This is a genomic window from Nevskia sp., assembly GCF_051860985.1.
GTDB lineage: Bacteria > Pseudomonadota > Gammaproteobacteria > Nevskiales > Nevskiaceae > Nevskia.
Genome location: NZ_JBIMKV010000001.1, coordinates 275,175 through 291,299, shown reverse-complemented (window position 1 = coordinate 291,299; position 16,125 = coordinate 275,175). Strand labels below are relative to the sequence as shown.

The 16,125-nt window shown below is 70.8% G+C and carries 15 protein-coding genes; 9 read left to right on the top strand and 6 right to left on the bottom strand.

Going from position 1 to position 16,125, the window contains the following annotated elements:
* Positions 1-86 precede the first annotated feature (86 nt).
* Together ACTIGJ_RS01285 and ACTIGJ_RS01280 are read left to right on the top strand one after the other, a co-directional pair.
* The gene (locus tag ACTIGJ_RS01285) at positions 87-2,120 is read left to right on the top strand and encodes an FAD-dependent oxidoreductase (RefSeq protein ID WP_439638457.1); all 2,034 of its coding nucleotides are present in this window, start codon (positions 87-89) and stop codon (positions 2,118-2,120) included.
* A gap of 12 nt (positions 2,121-2,132) precedes the next feature.
* Positions 2,133-5,789: a hydantoinase B/oxoprolinase family protein gene (locus tag ACTIGJ_RS01280; RefSeq protein ID WP_439638456.1), complete on the top strand. Its 3,657-nt coding sequence runs from the start codon at positions 2,133-2,135 to the stop codon at positions 5,787-5,789.
* Positions 5,790-5,792: 3 nt separating this feature from the next.
* Here the strand turns inward: ACTIGJ_RS01280 and ACTIGJ_RS01275 are convergent, their stop codons facing one another.
* On the bottom strand, positions 5,793-6,509 hold the full coding sequence (locus tag ACTIGJ_RS01275) for a DUF2490 domain-containing protein (protein ID WP_439638455.1): 717 nt from the start codon (positions 6,507-6,509) through the stop codon (positions 5,793-5,795).
* Between the two features lie 162 nt (positions 6,510-6,671).
* Here ACTIGJ_RS01275 and ACTIGJ_RS01270 point away from each other — a divergent pair, with 162 nt between their 5' ends.
* The 4 genes from ACTIGJ_RS01270 to ACTIGJ_RS01255 all read left to right on the top strand — a co-directional run bounded on the left by ACTIGJ_RS01270 (position 6,672) and on the right by ACTIGJ_RS01255 (position 9,714).
* Entirely contained in the window at positions 6,672-7,367 is a 696-nt protein-coding gene (locus tag ACTIGJ_RS01270; protein ID WP_439638454.1) for a DUF969 domain-containing protein, read from the top strand.
* Positions 7,364-8,314 (top strand): DUF979 domain-containing protein, encoded by a 951-nt coding sequence (locus tag ACTIGJ_RS01265; RefSeq protein WP_439638453.1) that lies wholly within the window; start codon positions 7,364-7,366, stop codon positions 8,312-8,314. Before ACTIGJ_RS01270 ends, ACTIGJ_RS01265 begins: the two co-directional genes overlap by 4 nt.
* The gene (locus ACTIGJ_RS01260) at positions 8,311-9,306 is read left to right on the top strand and encodes a DUF2891 domain-containing protein (protein WP_439638452.1); all 996 of its coding nucleotides are present in this window, start codon (positions 8,311-8,313) and stop codon (positions 9,304-9,306) included. Before ACTIGJ_RS01265 ends, ACTIGJ_RS01260 begins: the two co-directional genes overlap by 4 nt.
* Before the next feature lie 123 nt (positions 9,307-9,429).
* Entirely contained in the window at positions 9,430-9,714 is a 285-nt protein-coding gene (locus tag ACTIGJ_RS01255) for a pyrimidine/purine nucleoside phosphorylase (RefSeq protein ID WP_439638451.1), read from the top strand.
* Positions 9,715-9,779: 65 nt separating this feature from the next.
* On the opposite strand, the gene ACTIGJ_RS01250 is transcribed toward ACTIGJ_RS01255, so the two are convergent.
* Positions 9,780-10,415 (bottom strand): LuxR C-terminal-related transcriptional regulator, encoded by a 636-nt coding sequence (locus tag ACTIGJ_RS01250; RefSeq protein ID WP_439638450.1) that lies wholly within the window; start codon positions 10,413-10,415, stop codon positions 9,780-9,782.
* A complete protein-coding gene (locus ACTIGJ_RS01245; protein WP_439638449.1) occupies positions 10,408-11,835 on the bottom strand; it encodes a sensor histidine kinase in 1,428 nt (475 codons plus the stop codon). The genes ACTIGJ_RS01250 and ACTIGJ_RS01245 overlap by 8 nt, the downstream gene beginning before the upstream one ends.
* A gap of 213 nt (positions 11,836-12,048) precedes the next feature.
* Here ACTIGJ_RS01245 and ACTIGJ_RS01240 point away from each other — a divergent pair, with 213 nt between their 5' ends.
* The gene (locus tag ACTIGJ_RS01240; RefSeq protein ID WP_439638448.1) at positions 12,049-12,957 is read left to right on the top strand and encodes a bestrophin family protein; all 909 of its coding nucleotides are present in this window, start codon (positions 12,049-12,051) and stop codon (positions 12,955-12,957) included.
* A gap of 74 nt (positions 12,958-13,031) precedes the next feature.
* Complete coding sequence (locus tag ACTIGJ_RS01235; protein WP_439638447.1) at positions 13,032-14,030, top strand: universal stress protein; 999 nt, start codon at positions 13,032-13,034, stop codon at positions 14,028-14,030.
* A gap of 8 nt (positions 14,031-14,038) precedes the next feature.
* Here the strand turns inward: ACTIGJ_RS01235 and ACTIGJ_RS01230 are convergent, their stop codons facing one another.
* Positions 14,039-14,545, bottom strand: a complete 507-nt coding sequence (locus ACTIGJ_RS01230; protein ID WP_439638446.1) for a SixA phosphatase family protein — start codon at positions 14,543-14,545, stop codon at positions 14,039-14,041.
* Between the two features lie 50 nt (positions 14,546-14,595).
* Between ACTIGJ_RS01230 and ACTIGJ_RS01225 the strand changes: the two genes are divergently transcribed.
* Positions 14,596-15,042, top strand: a complete 447-nt coding sequence (locus ACTIGJ_RS01225; RefSeq protein WP_439638445.1) for a thioredoxin family protein — start codon at positions 14,596-14,598, stop codon at positions 15,040-15,042.
* On the opposite strand, the gene ACTIGJ_RS01220 is transcribed toward ACTIGJ_RS01225, so the two are convergent.
* Positions 15,032-15,733, bottom strand: a complete 702-nt coding sequence (locus ACTIGJ_RS01220) for a class I SAM-dependent methyltransferase (protein ID WP_439638444.1) — start codon at positions 15,731-15,733, stop codon at positions 15,032-15,034. The two genes, ACTIGJ_RS01225 and ACTIGJ_RS01220, sit on opposite strands and share 11 nt — an antisense overlap.
* Before the next feature lie 70 nt (positions 15,734-15,803).
* On the bottom strand, positions 15,804-16,121 hold the full coding sequence (locus ACTIGJ_RS01215) for an SCP2 sterol-binding domain-containing protein (protein WP_439638443.1): 318 nt from the start codon (positions 16,119-16,121) through the stop codon (positions 15,804-15,806).
* Positions 16,122-16,125 lie beyond the last annotated feature (4 nt).

Genomic DNA, 16,125 nt, shown 5'->3' with positions numbered 1-16,125 from the left:
GCCTGTCGACACGCGCGATTACCGACGCGCCGGCCTGATTTTTCCTACAGTGCACGACCGTACTCGCTGGATGGACCGTAATCGTCATGACCGCCCCGTATCCGCATCTGCTGGCTCCGCTCGACCTCGGCTTCACCACCTTGCGCAACCGCGTGCTGATGGGCTCGATGCACACCGGGCTGGAGGACGCCGCCAAGCACACGCCACGGCTGGCCGCCTATTTCGCCGAGCGGGCGCGCGGCGGGGTGGGGCTGATCGTCACCGGCGGTGTGGCGCCGAACATCGCCGGCTGGGCCAAGCCGCTGGCCGGCACCCTGGCCACGCATACGGCAGCCAAGCGCCACCGCGTGGTCACCGACGCGGTGCACGCCGAGGGCGGCAAGATCGCCATGCAGATCCTGCACACCGGGCGCTACGGCTATCACCCGTTCGCGGTCGGCCCGAGCGCGATCAAGTCGCCGATCTCGCCGTTCAAGCCGCGCGAGCTGTCGGCACGCGGCGTCGACAGCCAGATCAAGGCCTTTGTCCGCTGTGCCGCGCTGGCCCGCGAAGCCGGCTATGACGGCGTCGAGGTGATGGGCTCGGAAGGCTATTTCATCAACCAGTTCCTGAGCCCGCACACCAACAAGCGCAAGGACGCCTGGGGCGGCGACTACTCCAACCGCATGCGCCTGCCGGTGGAGATCATGGCCCGCACCCGCGAAGCGGTCGGCCGCGATTTCATCATCGTCTACCGGCTGTCGATGCTCGATCTGATTCCCGATGGCCAGACCTGGGATGAAACCGTGCAGCTGGCCAAGGCGATCGAAGGCGCCGGCGCCACGATCATCAACACCGGCATCGGCTGGCACGAGGCGCGGGTGCCGACCATCGCAACCTCCGTCCCGCGCGCGGCCTTCGCCTGGGTGACGAAGAAGATGAAGGGCGAGGTCGGCATTCCGCTGGTCACCACCAACCGCATCAACACGCCGGAAGTGGCCGAACAGCTGCTCGCCGACGGCTGCGCGGACATGGTGTCGATGGCCCGGCCGCTGCTGGCCGATCCGGATTTCGTCAACAAGGCGGCGCGCGGCCTGGCGGCGGAGATCAACACCTGCATCGCCTGCAACCAGGCCTGCCTCGATCACGCGTTCAAGAACAAGGTGGCGAGCTGCCTGGTCAATCCGCGCGCCTGCCACGAGACCGAACTGCACTACGACCGCACGCTGAAGCCGAAGCGCATCGCCGTGATCGGCGCCGGTCCGGCGGGCCTCGCCTGCGCCACGACGCTGGCGCGGCGCGGCCACACGGTGGAGCTGTTCGAGCAGGCCGGCGAGATCGGCGGCCAGTTCAACATGGCCAAGCGCATTCCCGGCAAGGAGGAATTCCACGAGACGCTGCGCTACTTCGGCACCCAGATCGAGCGCAGCGGCGTGCGCCTGCACCTGAACACCCGCGCCGAAGCGGCCGCGCTGATCGAACAGCAGTTCGACGAGGTGGTGCTGGCCACCGGCGTGGTGCCGCGCGACCCGAAGATCAAGGGCCAGAACTCGCCGAACGTGGTCAGCTACATCGACGTGCTGCGTGGCAACGCCAGGGTCGGCGAGCGGGTGGCGGTGATCGGCGCCGGCGGCATCGGCTTCGATGTCAGCGAATTCCTGGTCAGCGACGGCCATTCGGCGACCCTCGACCTCGCGGCCTGGAAGGCCGAGTGGGGCGTCGGCGATCCGGCCGACACGCGCGGCGGCCTGACTCGGCCGACGATCGCGCCGCCGGCCCGCAAGATCACCCTGCTGCAGCGCAAGCCCGGCAAGCCGGGTGCCGGTCTGGGCAAGACCACCGGCTGGATCCACCGCAGCCAGCTGAAGATGAAGCAGGTCGAGATGCTGTCCGGCGTCAACTACGACGGCATCGACGAGAAAGGCCTGCACATCAGCTTCGGCGAGAAGCGCCAGCAGCCGACGCTGATCGAGGCCGACACCATCGTGCTGTGCACCGGCCAGGAACCGTTGCGCGAACTGGAAGCGCCGCTGGCCGCTGCCGGCGTCAAGGTGCACCGCATCGGCGGCGCCGATGTCGCCTCCGAGCTGGATGCCAAGCGGGCGATCGACCAGGGCTCGCGGCTGGCTGCGCGGCTCTGAGCGGACGACGCGATGGCTGACGCCGCCGACGACCGCCCGGGCTGGCAGTTCTGGATCGACCGCGGCGGCACCTTCACCGATGTCGTCGCCCGCAGCCCCGACGGCCGGCTGATCAGCGACAAGCTGCTGTCCGAGCATCCGGAGCGCTACGCCGATGCGGCGACCGAGGGCATCCGCCGGCTGCTGGCCGCGCACGGCGGGCCGGGCGCGTGCATCGAGGCGGTGAAGATGGGCACCACGGTGGCGACCAATGCGCTGCTGGAGCGGCGCGGCACGCCGACCGTGCTGGCGATCACCGCCGGCCACGGCGATGCGTTGCGGATCGGCAGCCAGAGCCGGCCGGACATCTTCGCGCGGCGCATCGTGCTGCCGGAGATGCTGTATTCGCGGGTGATCGAGATCGACGAGCGGATCGGCGTCGACGGTGCCGTCGTCCGGCCGCTGGAGGCGACCGCCGCGCGGGCCGCGCTGCAGCAGGCCTACGACGACGGCTATCGCAGCGTCGCCATCGTGCTGGTGCACGGCTGGCAGCACCCGGCGCATGAGGCGCGCGTGGCGGCGATCGCGCGCGAGGTCGGCTTTCCGCAGGTGTCGGTCAGCCACGAGGTCAGCGCGCTGCAGAAGCTGGTGCCGCGCGGCGACACGACCGTGGTCGACGCCTACCTGTCGCCGGTGCTGCGCGACTACGTCGGCCGCGTCGAGCAGGCGCTGCCGCCCGGCACACCCTTGCAGTTCATGCAGTCGAACGGCGGACTGGTCGCCGCCCACGCGTTTCGCGGCAAGGACGCGGTGCTGTCCGGCCCGGCCGGCGGCATCAACGGCATGGCGGTCGCCGCGACGGCAGCCGGCTTCGAGGCGGTGGTCGGCTTCGACATGGGCGGTACTTCCACCGATGTCTCCCACTGGGCCGGTCATTTCGAGCGCCGCTTCGAGACCACCGTGGCCGGCGTGCGGTTGCGCACGCCGATGCTCGACATCCACACCATCGCCGCCGGCGGCGGCTCGATCTGCCGGTACGACGGTGCGCGGCTGCGGGTCGGGCCGGAATCGGCCGGCGCAGTGCCGGGGCCGGCGGCCTATCGTCGCGGCGGGCCGCTGACCATCACCGACTGCAATGTGCTGCTTGGCCGGCTGCAGCCGGCGCACTTCCCGGCGCTGTTCGGGCCGCAGGCCGATGCGCCGCTCGATGCCGTCACCGTGCGCCGCCAGTTCGAGGCGCTGGCCGCTGACGTCAGCCGCGCCAGCGGCCAGCCGCAGACCGCCGAGCATCTGGCCGCCGGCTTCATCCGCATCGCGGTCGCCGACATGGCGCGGGCGATCCGGGCGATCTCCACCGAGCGCGGCCACGACGTACGCCGCTGCGCGCTGCTGAGTTTCGGTGGCGCCGCCGGCCAGCACGCCTGCGCCGTCGCCGAGGCGCTGGGCATCGAAGCCGTGCTGCTGCATCCGCTGGCCGGCGTGCTGTCGGCCTGGGGCATCGGCCAGGCCGATGTCCGGCTGCTGCGCGAGCGCTCCATCGAACTGCTGCTGGCCGACGACGACGGCGCGCTGCAGGCGGCGGCGGCCGAGCTGTCGGCGGCGGCGCTGGCCGGCCTCGATGCCCAGGGCGAGGCGTTTGCCGAACGCGCGGTGACGATCGGCGCCAGGCTCAAGGTGGCCGGCACCGATGCTGCGCTGGACCTGCCGTTCGGTTCGCCGGCGTCGATGCGCCATGCCTTCGCGCAGCGCCATCGGGCCGTGTTCGGCTTCGCGGCGGACGACGCGCCGCTGGTGGTGGAGATGCTGGTGGCCGAAGCGGTCGGCCGGCCGGCCGGCCAGCGCGGCAGCCAGGTCGCCGCAGTTCCGCCGGCAGCGGCCGGCGGCGTGCCGCCGGCACCGATCGATCAGGTGGTTCTGCACGACGGCGTGCATGCCCGCACGGTGCCGGTCTGGTCGCGCGAGGCGCTGCCGGCTGGCTGCCGGATCGACGGCCCGGCGATGCTGGTCGAGGCCACCGGCACCACGCTGGTCGACGCCGGCTGGCAGGCGACGGTCGACGCCGGCGCGCAGCTGATCCTGCGCCGGACCGCAACTGTCGCTGCGCCGCCGCCAGCGGTCGACGGCGGCGCCGACCCGGTCGCGCTGGCGCTCTACAACAGCCGCTTCATGGCGATCGCCGAGCGGATGGGCGAGCGGCTGCGGGCCACCGCCACTTCAGTGAACATCAAGGAACGGCTGGATTTTTCCTGCGCGCTATTCGATGCCGAAGCCAACCTGATCGCCAATGCGCCGCACATCCCGGTGCATCTCGGCTCGATGGGCGACAGCGTGCGGGCGATCGTCGAGGCGCGCTCGGCCTCCGATCCGCTGCGGCCCGGCGACGTGCGGATGCTCAACAACCCGTATCGCGGCGGCACCCATTTGCCGGACGTGACCGTGGTGATGCCGGTGTTCGACGCCGATGCGGTGCGGGTCGGATTCGTCGCCGCGCGCGGCCATCACGCCGACATCGGCGGCATCACGCCCGGTTCGATGCCGCCGGGTTCGCGGCACATCGACGAGGAAGGCGTGCTGATCGATGACTTCCTGCTCGTCGATCAGGGCCGCTTCCGCGATGCCGAAACCCGTGCACTGCTGGCTTCAGGCCCGTATCCCGCGCGCAATCCCGACCGCAACCTCGCCGATCTCAAGGCGCAGGTCGCCGCCTGCGCCAGCGGCGCCGAGGAGATCCAGGCGCTGGCGGCGGAGATCGGCCGGGACGGGCTGGCCGCCTGGTTCAGCCACGTGCAGGACAACGCCGAGGCGGCGGTGCGCGAGGTGATCGGCCGGCTCGGCGACGGCGAGCAGGTGATCGAGATGGACGACGGCGCGCGGATTGCGGTGGCGGTGCGCATCGACCGCGCGACGCGCAGCGCGACGGTGGATTTCACCGGCAGCGCCGCGCAGCAGCCCGGCAACTTCAACGCGCCGCGCGCGATTGCCCGCGCCGCCGTGCTCTACGTGTTCCGCACCCTGATCGACGACGCACTGCCGCTCAACGACGGCTGCCTGCGGCCGATCCGGCTGGTGGTGCCGGAGGGCTCGATGCTTAATCCACGGCCACCGGCGGCGGTCGTGGCCGGCAATGTCGAGACCAGCCAGGCGATCACCGACGCGCTGTTCGCAGCGCTCGGCGCGCTGGCGGGATCGCAGGGCACGATGAACAACTTCACCTTCGGCAACCGCCAGCACCAGTACTACGAAACGATCTGCGGCGGCGCCGGTGCCGGGCCCGGCTTCGATGGTGCGAGTGCGGTGCAGACGCACATGACCAACAGCCGGCTGACCGATGTCGAGGTGCTGGAGGCGCGTCACCCGCTGCGCATCGAGCGTTTCGCGATCCGGCGCGGCTCCGGCGGCGACGGCGCCTGGCGCGGCGGCGATGGCGTGATCCGCCAGTTCCGGTTCCTGGCGCCGATGACCGCCGGCATCCTGTCCAACCGCCGCCGGGTGCCGCCGCGCGGACTGGCCGGCGGTGGCGATGCGGCCTGCGGCGAAACCCGCGTCGAACGCGCCGACGGCGGCATCGAACGCCTGGCCGCCACCGGCAGCGCCGAGCTGGCCGCCGGCGATGCCATCGTCATCGAGACGCCGGGCGGCGGCGGCTACGGACCACCGCCCGCCGTGGCCGGAAGCCGGTCGGGACGCTGAACCTCAGCGGTGGAAGTTGGTGTACAGGGCCACCTGCAGCACATGGTTCACGGTGTCGCGGTGGCGGCCGTTGATGTACTGGTTCAGATAGCCGATCTCGACGTCCGAGGTCGGGTTCAGCCGCCAGCCGAAGGCGATGTAGGCGCGGTTCTGGTCGAAGAACTTGCCGTTCAGGTCGTCGCGGTTGCTGAGGTTGATGAAGGCCTCGTTCTGCAGCGCCACGAACGGGCCGCTGACCCAGTTGGCGCTGCCGTCGAGCGGCAGCACCATCCGCGAGAACCAGCGGAAGCGCGTCGACTGCACATCGGTCGCATTGGGCCGGCCGATGAAGCGCTCTTCCAGCCGTAGCCGCTGCGACACCCGCAGCCGGTCGATCTTGTAGGTCGACAGGTACTGCTGCCAGATGCGGTGCTCGACGGCGTCGGGCGCGTCCGGATTGAAGGTGCCGACATAGGCGTAGCCGAGCGTCAGGCTCTGCCCGGGCGCGAAGTACCAGGACAGGCCGGGGCGGATCAGCAGGTTGCGCGGGCCGGCCCATTCATCGCGGCTGCGCAGCTGCACGTCGGAGATCAGGCCGACCTGGTCGGTGAACTTGTAGGTGTTGAACCAGGCCGCCCAGCCGGTCTGCTGGGCATCGGCAGCCTGCGCGGGCAGGGCGGCACTGCCGAGGATCGGCAGCAGGGCAGTGGCAAGCAGGGCAAGACCGCGGCGCAGGGGCATCGTGTGTGTCGCTCGTTTGTGAATGATTTGTGAATTATAACGATAGGACCGTTCGATCGGCCGACCGCGACGGCGGGCTGCACGATTTTCGCATCGCCGGCACGGCACACTCGCGGGGTGGTCGCGACCAGCCGGCGCGACATCGTCCGGAGCCCGTCGTCCATGTTGATCCTGAGCGGCATCGTCGTGGTGATGGCCGGCTTCGCGGCGCGGATCAATCCGCTGCTGGTGATCGTCGTGGCCGCGCTGCTGACCGGGCTGGCGGCCGGCCTGAACATCGTCGAAGTGGTCGCCGCGCTGGGCAAGGCGTTCAACGACAGCCGCTATATCTCGGTGGTCTGGCTGATCCTGCCGGCGATCGGCCTGCTGGAGCGCGCCGGCCTGCAGCAGCGCGCGCGGACGCTGATCGCCGGGCTGCGCTCGGCCACCACCGGCCGTCTGCTGATGCTGTATTTCGCGCTGCGCCAGATCACCGCTGCGCTCGGCCTGACCTCGCTCGGCGGCCATGCCCAGATGGTGCGGCCGCTGATCGCGCCGATGGCCGAAGCGGCGGCCGAATCGCGCTTCGGCCTGCTGCCGGACATCTGGCGCCAGCGGGTCCGCGCCCAGGCGGCGGCGGTCGACAACATCGCGCTGTTCTTCGGCGAGGACCTGTTCATCGCCATCGGTTCGATCCTGCTGATCGTCGGCTTCCTGGCCGGCAACGGCGTCACCGTGGCGCCGCTGGCGCTGGCCTTGTGGGCGATTCCGACCGCGCTGGCGGCGGCGCTGATCCACGGCATCCGCCTGCATCGCTTCGACCGGCGGCTGCGCCGCGCGCTGTCGGTGCCGGATCTGGCCAGTGGGACGGCGCGATGATCGGCCTCGGCAGCGTCTATCTCGTCGCCGGACTGATGTTCGCCGGCTTCGCGCTGGCCAGCGCGCGCGATCGCAGCCACCCGAAGCGCTGGGGCCACGCGGCGTTCTGGGGCCTGTTCGCACTCAGTTTCCTGCTCGGCGACCAGCTGGGCGACCTGGCCAACGGCGCGCTGGTGATCGCCCTGGTGCTGATCGCCGGGCTCGGCGGCCTTGCCCCGGCCCGACCGCCGGCGACGGCCGCCGCGCCCGCCGTCGCTGGCAACACCGGCCGCGGCCTGGGGCTGCTGGTGACGGCGCTGGCGATCCCGCTGGTGACGTTGGCCGGCGTGCTGGCGGCGCAGCGGCTGCAATGGCGTGAAGCGCCGCTGATCGATCCCCGGCACGCCACGCTGGTCTCGCTGATGCTCGGCGCCGCCGTGGCGGTGCTGCTCGGCCTGCTGCTGCTGCGCCAGCCGCCGAGGGCGGCGGTCGACGAAGGCCGGCGGCTGATGGACACCGTGGGCTGGGCGGCGCTGCTGCCGCAGATGCTGGCGGCGCTCGGCGCGGTCTTCGCGCTGGCCGGCGTCGGCCCGGTGATCGGCGAGCTGGCCGGCCGGCTGGCGATCGGCGGGCCGTATGCCAGTGTCGTCGCTTACGGCCTCGGCATGGCGCTGTTCACAATGATCATGGGCAATGCCTTCGCCGCATTTCCGGTGATGACCGCCGGCATCGGCTTGCCGCTGGTGGTGCAGGCCCACGGCGGCGATCCGGTGGCGATGGGTGCGATCGGCATGCTGTCCGGCTTCTGCGGCACGCTGATGACGCCGATGGCGGCCAACTTCAACCTGGTGCCGGCCGCGCTGCTTGAACTGCACGATCGCCATGCGGTGATCAAGGCGCAGCTGCCGACCGCGCTGGCGCTGCTGGCGTTCAACATCGCGCTGATGGCGCTGGTGGTTTACCGATGAGCCGGCTCGATGCCGCCCGTGCCGCGCAGTTCGCCGGCATCGCGCTCGGCCATGTCGGCCGCGAATATCCGTACAAGCTCGGCCAGGTGCTGACCGCCGACGCCGACCTGGCACCGCCGCGCTTGCTGCATCCGATCTTCCACGGCAGCTTCGACTGGCACTCCTGCGTGCACGGCTACTGGACCTTGGCGACCGTGCTGCGGCTGTTTCCGGCGCTTCCCGAAGCCGCCGCGATCCGGGCGCGCTTCGACGCCATGTTCAGCGCCGACACGGTGGCCGGCGAGCGCGCATTCTTCGCCCGGCCGGCCAATCGCGGCTTCGAGCGTCCCTATGGCTGGGCCTGGCTGCTGATGCTGCAGGCCGAGCTGCGTCGTCACGAAGCGCACTGGGCCGACACGCTGCAGCCGCTCGCCGATGACCTTGCCGCGCGGCTGCTGCAGTTCCTGCCGCTTGGCCGCTATCCGGTGCGGGTCGGCACCCACTTCAACACTGCTTTCGCGCTGGTGCTGGCCGAGGAATACGCGCAGACGGCCCATTTGCCGGCGATGAGCGCCGCGCTGCGCGAAGCCGCACTGCGCTGGCATCGGCAGGATCGCGACGCCCAGGCCTGGGAGCCGGGCGGCGACGATTTCCTGTCGTCGACCCTGACCGTGGCGCTGGCGATGCAGCGGCTGCTGGCGCCGGCCGAGTTCCTGCCGTGGTTCGCGGCCTTCCTGCCGCGCCTCGGCGAGCGCGCGCCGGCGACGCTGTTCGAGCCGGCCACGGTCAGCGACCGCAGCGACGGCAAGATCGCCCATCTCGATGGCCTGAACCTGAGCCGCGCCTGGTGCTGGCGGGCGCTGGCGGCGGCGCTGCCGGCCGGCGATCCGCGTATCGCGGTCATGCAGGCTGCCGCCGCGCAGCATCTGGCCGCCAGCCTGCCGGCGGTGGCCGGCGACTACATGGGCGAGCACTGGCTGGCCAGCTTCGCGCTGCTGGCGCTGCGGGCCTGAGCCGGGTCGCGATCGGCCGGGTAGCGGAAATGTGGATCTGACCCCGATTCCGGTCTTGCCGGGGGGCGGCGCAGCGGTCAGGATGCGCGCCCATTCCACCCACCGGATCAGGAGTCACGCGGCATGCTCAAGCACAACACCTACTTCGACGGCGCCGTGCAGAGCGTCGGCTTCGAGCGCAACGGCCTGCCGGCCTCGGTCGGCGTGATCATGCCGGGGCAGTATCACTTCGGCACCGCCAAGGCGGAGCGGATGACGGTCACCAGCGGCCTGCTGCAGGCCGATATCGCCGGCTCCGGCTGGGTCAGCTATCCGGCCGGCACCTCGTTCGAGGTCGCCGCCAACAGTGGCTTCGACGTGCGGGCAGTCGGTGGCCCGGCCGCCTACCTGTGCGAATACCTGGGCTGAGCCGCGCTCGGCGAATCAGGTGATCCGGCGGTCGCGGCGGCAGCGGTGCCCCGAATTCCCGGCGCTCAGATCAGGTCGCCGTACTGCTGGATCACCACCATCACCAGCTGGCTGCGCGAGCGCACGTCCAGCTTGTTGAACAGCTGCTGGAAGCTGGCCTTGATGGCGCTTTCGGAACTGCCGAGCTGGCGGGCGATCTGCTTGTTCGAATGGCCCTGCAGCAGGCCGCGCAGCACGGCGCGCTCGCGCTCGGTGAAGCTGACGCGATCCTGACCGCTGCTGGCAGCGACGATCGACTGCAGATAGCGCTGCTCGATCAGCACCTGGCCAAGCGCCACCGCGTGGATGCTGGCCTTGAGCTCGTCGGTCGACACTTCCTTGCGGCAGATGCCGCATACGCCAAGCCGGATCAGTTCCAGCGCATCGCGTTCCGGCACGCCGGCGGTCACCACCAGCGCGGCACCGGCCTGTGACGGCCGGCGGCGCATGAAATCCAGCGCCGTGTGGGCGCCGAGTTCGTAGTCGACGATCACCACGTCGGGCCGCAGTGCGGCGATCTCGGCCAGCGCCGGTTCCAGCAGCCCGGACTGGCCGACGACGACGAAGCGCGGGTCGGCCGCCAGCAGCCGCAGCAGGCCTTCGCGGAACAGCGTGTGATCGTCGAGCAGGTACAGGCGGATGGCCGCCGGGGCGTCAGTCATGAACGGACTCGTCGGGCTGCGCCAGCGGCAGCAGCAGTTCGAAGCAGCAGCCGTCGGTGCCGGGCAGGTGGCGCAGCTGGCCGTCCTGATGGCTCATCAGCGCCCGTGAAATGTACAGGCCCAGGCCGGTGCCGTCGGCGCCGGGGCGGAACGGCTGGAACAGCAGTTCCGGCTGGGCGATGCCGGGGCCGGAATCACGCACCTGCAGGACCGCCCGGCCGTCGGCCACGCGGGCGCTGAGCGTCAGCCGCCGCTCGGGCCGCGCGTCGACGGCCCGCAGCGCGTTCTGCGACAGGTTCAGCAGCACCTGCAGCAGCGCGTGGCGATCGCCGCGCACCGGCGGGAAATCGGCGGGGATGTCGATCCGCACCTCGCCGTCGATGTCGGCCCAGTCGGGCGCGATGATCACCTGCAGCTCGGTGGCCAGCGCCTGCAGGCGGATGGCGCTGATGGTGGCGCTGGCCTTGCGGCGCAGATCGAACGAGGCCAGTTCCAGCAGCGCCTGCACGAGGCTGCGCAGCGCCGCGAAGTCGGGATCGTCCTGCAGGGCCGGATGCCGCGACAGGTTCGAGCAGACCACGCCGGCCGCCGAGCACAGGTTGCGGATCTCGTGCGACACCGCGCCGGCCAGCAGCCGGTTGTACTTGTGCAGGTCTTCGAAGCGGGCGTACTCGCGCTCGCGCACCTCGTCGGATACGTCGACGACGATGGCCGCCAGATGGCGGCTGTCATGGCTGCCGTAGACCGAGAACCAGATGGTGGCCGGGAAGGCGCTGCCGTCGGCGCGCCGGCCCCAGGTGGAGGTCGAGGTGCGCATGCCGCCGATGCTGGCGCTGACCGACAGCGCGTCGTGCAGCACCGGCAGGTAATCGCGCACTGGCTGGCCGAGCAGCGCGCCGCCCGGCTCCGGCACCAGCATGTCTTCGGCGGCCCGGTTGGCGGCGACGATGCGGCCGTCGCGGGCCACGGTCAGGATCGCCGCCGGGCTGCTTTCGGCCAGCAGCCGCAGCTGGCGCTCGGCGCGCCGGCGCAGCTGCTGCTCGGCGCGCAGCCGCGCGTAGTGGCCGAACACCACGCGCCGGGTGCGGCTGATCTCGGACATCAGCAGGCCGCAGCCGGAATAGGCCATGGTCGCCATGCTGAAACGCAGCAGCTGCTCGATGTGGCCCTCGTTCATCACGAACAGGCCGCGCAGCGCGGCGCAGGCGATGGCTGCCATGACGATCTGCGCGCGGCTCATCACCGTGGCCGCCAGCACCACCGGCAGCACGTACAGCAGGCCCAGCGACACGCCGAGGTGCGAATACCACTCCAGCAGCACCAGCAGCGCCAGCATCACGCCGGAGATCCACAGGGTGGCGCCGTAACCGAGCTTGACCACCTGGCCGCGCACCTCGAACGGCAGTCTTAGACGATGCATGACGGTGCTCTTGGCAGGCGGGAACCCGGATCAGATCGGCAGGCGGCGGCGAGGTTCCGGAACCCATCGAAAGATAGCCTGCGGCGATCGACCGGCCGATCCGTCGGCAGCGGCCGGCCTGGCCTTCCGATGACGGCTCGATAGCAGACAGCCGCCGGTCCCGGGCCTGTAATGGCGACACCTCCATCCCGACCTCGACCCCAGGCCCTCGCCATGATCCTTCGTGACGGCATTTCGCTGCGCCAGCTCTGGCCCCGCACCCGCAAGCGGCTGCTGGTGCTGGTCGGCTTCGACTGCGCGGTGGCAGCGCTGTACGTGTGCCTGGACTGGCGCTGGCTGTCGTTCGACGCGCTGCCGCTCGGCACGCTGGGCTCGGCGCTGGCGATCTTCCTGGCCTTCCGCGCCAATGCCGCCTACGGCCGCTGGTGGGAAGCGCGCCAGCTCTGGGGCCAGCTGGTCAACACCTCGCGGGCGCTGGCCCGGCAGGCGCTGACGGCGCTGGATGTCGAGGCCGATGATCCGGAGCAGCTGGCGCTGCGCAATGCCATCGTCGTTCACCAGGTGGCCTTCGTGCATGCGCTGCGCTGCCATCTGCGCCGCCAGAACCCGTTTCCCGAACTGGCCGGCGTGCTCGGCCGGGCCGACACCGATGCGCTGCGCCGCTACGGCAACGTGCCCAATGCGCTGACCCTGCGGGTCGCCGAGCAGCTGCAGCAGGCGCGGGCGCTGGGCATGCTCGACAGCCTGCGCTGGAGCGCGCTCGACGGCAGCCTGACCACGCTGGCCAACATCCAGGGCGCCTGCGAGCGGATCAAGAACACGCCGCTGCCGCGCCAGTTCAGCCTGCTGCCGCGCGTGCTGGTCGACGCCTACTGCTGGCTGGTGCCGCTGGCGCTGGTGTCCGGCCTTGGCCTGTTCACGCCGGTGGCCTCGGCGCTGATCAGCTTCACGCTGATCGCCATCGACACTGCCAGCGAAGCGATCGAGGAGCCGTTCGAGAACACCGTCAACGACACGCCGATGACGGCTCTGTCGCGCAGCATCGAGCTGACCCTGCGCGAGATGCTCGACCAGCGCATGGCGCTGCCGGAAGTGCGTGCCATCGACGGCTACGTCTACTGACCCGGTCGCCGGCAACGGCCTTCTTTCGCCTGACCGCTCCATCCATCCCCGATCCCGACTGCCGAGGACACGCCATGCTGCCGATGCCGCGCACCGACCACCCGCATTTGATCTTCGCGACCAATTTTTCCGAGGCCTGCCACGCCGCGATCCCGATGGTGGCCCACTGGGTCGACGTGCTGCAGGCGCGCCTGACCCTGCTGCACGTCCACCCGCGCGGCGCCAGCCAGCAGGCGGCGCGGGCGCTGGATTCGTTCTTCGCCGAATCGGCGCACTACCCGGACAGCCAGCGGCAGCTGCTGAGCGGCGACGCCGCCACCGGCATCGCCGGTTACTGCAGCCAGCATCCGCAGGCCCTGCTGGTGATGCCGCCGAGTCTGCGCGGCTATCTGCCGAGGCCGCTGCATGTGTCGCTGCGGACCCGCGTGCTGCGCGAACTGGAGACCCCGATGCTGACCATGCTGCCGGACTCCCGGGCGATCCCCGAACTGCCGGCCCACGGCGGCCATGTCGCCTGCTGGATCACCGGCGACGAGCCGCAGCTCGATCACGTGCGCGAGGCCGCAACCCTGGCCCGGCAGCGCGGCGCCGAGCTGCACCTGCTGTTCGTGCTGCCCGAAGTCAGCGAGGGCCTGATGCTGGAAGCGCTGTACTCCGACCGGCCGCTGGCCGAGCCGGCCGCGACGCGGCTGCTCGATGACATTGCCGCCCGGATCGATGCCGACGTGCGGGTGCGCGTGCATCTGGGCAGCGGGTCGACGCAGGCCAGCCTGGCGCGGCTGCTGCGCGCCAGCCGCGCCAGCGTGCTGGTGGTCGATCGCGATACCGCGGTGCGCAAGCGCCTGCTGCGCGGTGCGTTTTCCTCGGCGCTGCGCGACAGCCCCTGCCTGCTGGTCTGCGTGCCGTCGCGCCGTCATGGCGACGACGGCAGCCTGCCGCCGCCGAATGCCCGCTCGCGCAGCCAGACCCCGCCGGCGACGCGGCTGCGCGCCCGCACGGCCAGCGCCGAGAAATCCGCACCGGCCTGGCTGGCCTGGGATCGCGGCCCCGGCTGGCTGCCGGCCTGCGGCTGAACGACCGGCTACTGGCGCGGGCTTTCCTTCGGGTAGCGATAGCCGAGCAGCTGGCCGGCGCCTGGCACGATGTCCTGCCAGCGCGCCTGCTCGAAGCCGAACATGACGATGCCGCAGGTCGGCAGCTCGATGAACGGCAGCGGCCCGTCGGCGAGCAGCTGGGCGAGGTCGGTGAAGCCCGGGTTGTGGCCGAACAGCAGCACCTGATCGTCGGCGTCGTCGAGCGTGTTGACCAGGTGCAGCAGGGTGCCGGGCGTGGCTTCGTAGATGCGCGCGTCAACGCCGATCCGCGACTCCGGCAGGCCGAAGGTTTCGGCAAACAGCTGGGCGGTGGTCAGCGCGCGCACGGCGGTGCTGCTGATCATCCGGAACGGCGGCGCCAGCAGCGCCTGCAGCCGCAGCGCCATTTCCGGCGCATCGTGCCGGCCGCGCGGGTTCAGCGGGCGGTCGAAGTCGGCGAGCATCGGGTAATCCCAGCTCGACTTGGCGTGGCGAATCAGCAGCAGGCGTTTCATGGTTCAAGCCTAACGTAAGCTCTGCAGCAACTGAACGAACGCATGGAGCGATGGTGTCGATCAATCGGAAAGGGCTGCGCTATCTGGTTTATGCACTGGTGCCGCTGGCCTTATACTTCGTCAATGTCGAGTACCAGACCTGGCGCGGCGAGCAGGCGCTGACGGCAGCCGCGCTCGATTTCCAGCCGCTGCCGGTGGCGCTGGCGCGGGCCCGCAGCAGCGGCAAGCCGGTGCTGGCCGATTTCTCGGCGATCTGGTGTCCGGCCTGCCGGCGGCTGCACGAGGTGTTCGCCGATCCGGCGGTCAACGCCGCGATCCGCAACGGCTACCAGCTGAGCCGCATCGATTACGAGTCGCCGGAGGCGGCGGCGTTCATGGCCCGCTATCAGGTCAGCAGCTTTCCGAGCTTGCTGCTGCTTGATGGCGAAGGCCGCCTGCTGCGCCGGCTGACCGTGCATTTCGAACCGGCGGCGATGGCCGCCGAGCTCAAGGGCTGAGCGGCAGCAGGTAGACATCGAAGCGCAGCTGGGTGCCGTCGAAGCACAGCGACGGCGCAAGGCCGGCCAGCGGCGGCGCCTTCGACGGCCGCTTCACCACCACGCGGCGGCCGGCGCAGGCCAGCGCCGGTGCCAGCAGCGCATCGGCATCGGCATCGCCGCCGGTCAGCTCGCGCAGCAGCTGCATTTCCTTGGACGGCAGCGCGCTCTTGCCGTCGTCCGGGTACATCGGATCGAGGTAGATGACCTCCCAGCGGCCGCGATGGGCCGGCTCGGCCAGCAGCGTGATGGCATCGCCTTCCAGCACCTCGATGCGCGCGGCGGCCGCCTGGGCGCCAGGGGCGGCCAGCGCCCGCAGGCGGGCATCGCGAAGCAGCGCGCAGGTGGTCGGGTGGCGCTCCAGCAGGCTGACTTCGGCGCCCAGCATCGCCAGCGTGAAGCCGTCGCGCCCCAGTCCGGCGGTGGCGTCGAGCACCCGCAGCGGGCCTTCGTCCGGCAGGCGCGGCTTGTGCAGGCCGATGGCGCGGCCGATCGGCTGCCGGCGGCCGGCGCCGATGCGGCGGGCGAGGTCGGTGGTCAGCCAGTCAGCGCAGATGGCGCCGAACTTCGGCCGATGCAGTGCCCGCAGGCTCAGGCGCGGCGGCCCGTCGCCATCGCCCGGCAGCGATTCCAGCGCGAATTCGGGCGTCATGGCTGCAGGCAACAAAAAACCCCGGACCTCGCGATCCGGGGCTGTCGCCGACAGGCGCTGCGCGACCGGATCAGCCGAGCTTCGAGGCGTCGAAGAAGCTGGTCATGCGCTGGGCCAGCATCATGTCGCCGTCCAGCTGCAGCTTGCCGGTCATGAACGCGGTCATGCCGTTCAGATCGCCCTTCAGCAGCGCGACCAGATCGTCGTCTTCCATCGTCAGGGTGACGTCGGCATTGCCGGCCGTACCCTCGACCAGCTGGGCCGAGCCGCCCTTGATGATCAGGTGAGCCGGGGTCGAGATGGCGAACTGGACGACGGCTTCGGTGCCGGCGGCACCGTTGGCATCGAACGCGGCGGGGAGTTTCTTCAGGAAGTCGAGGGCGCTCATGGGG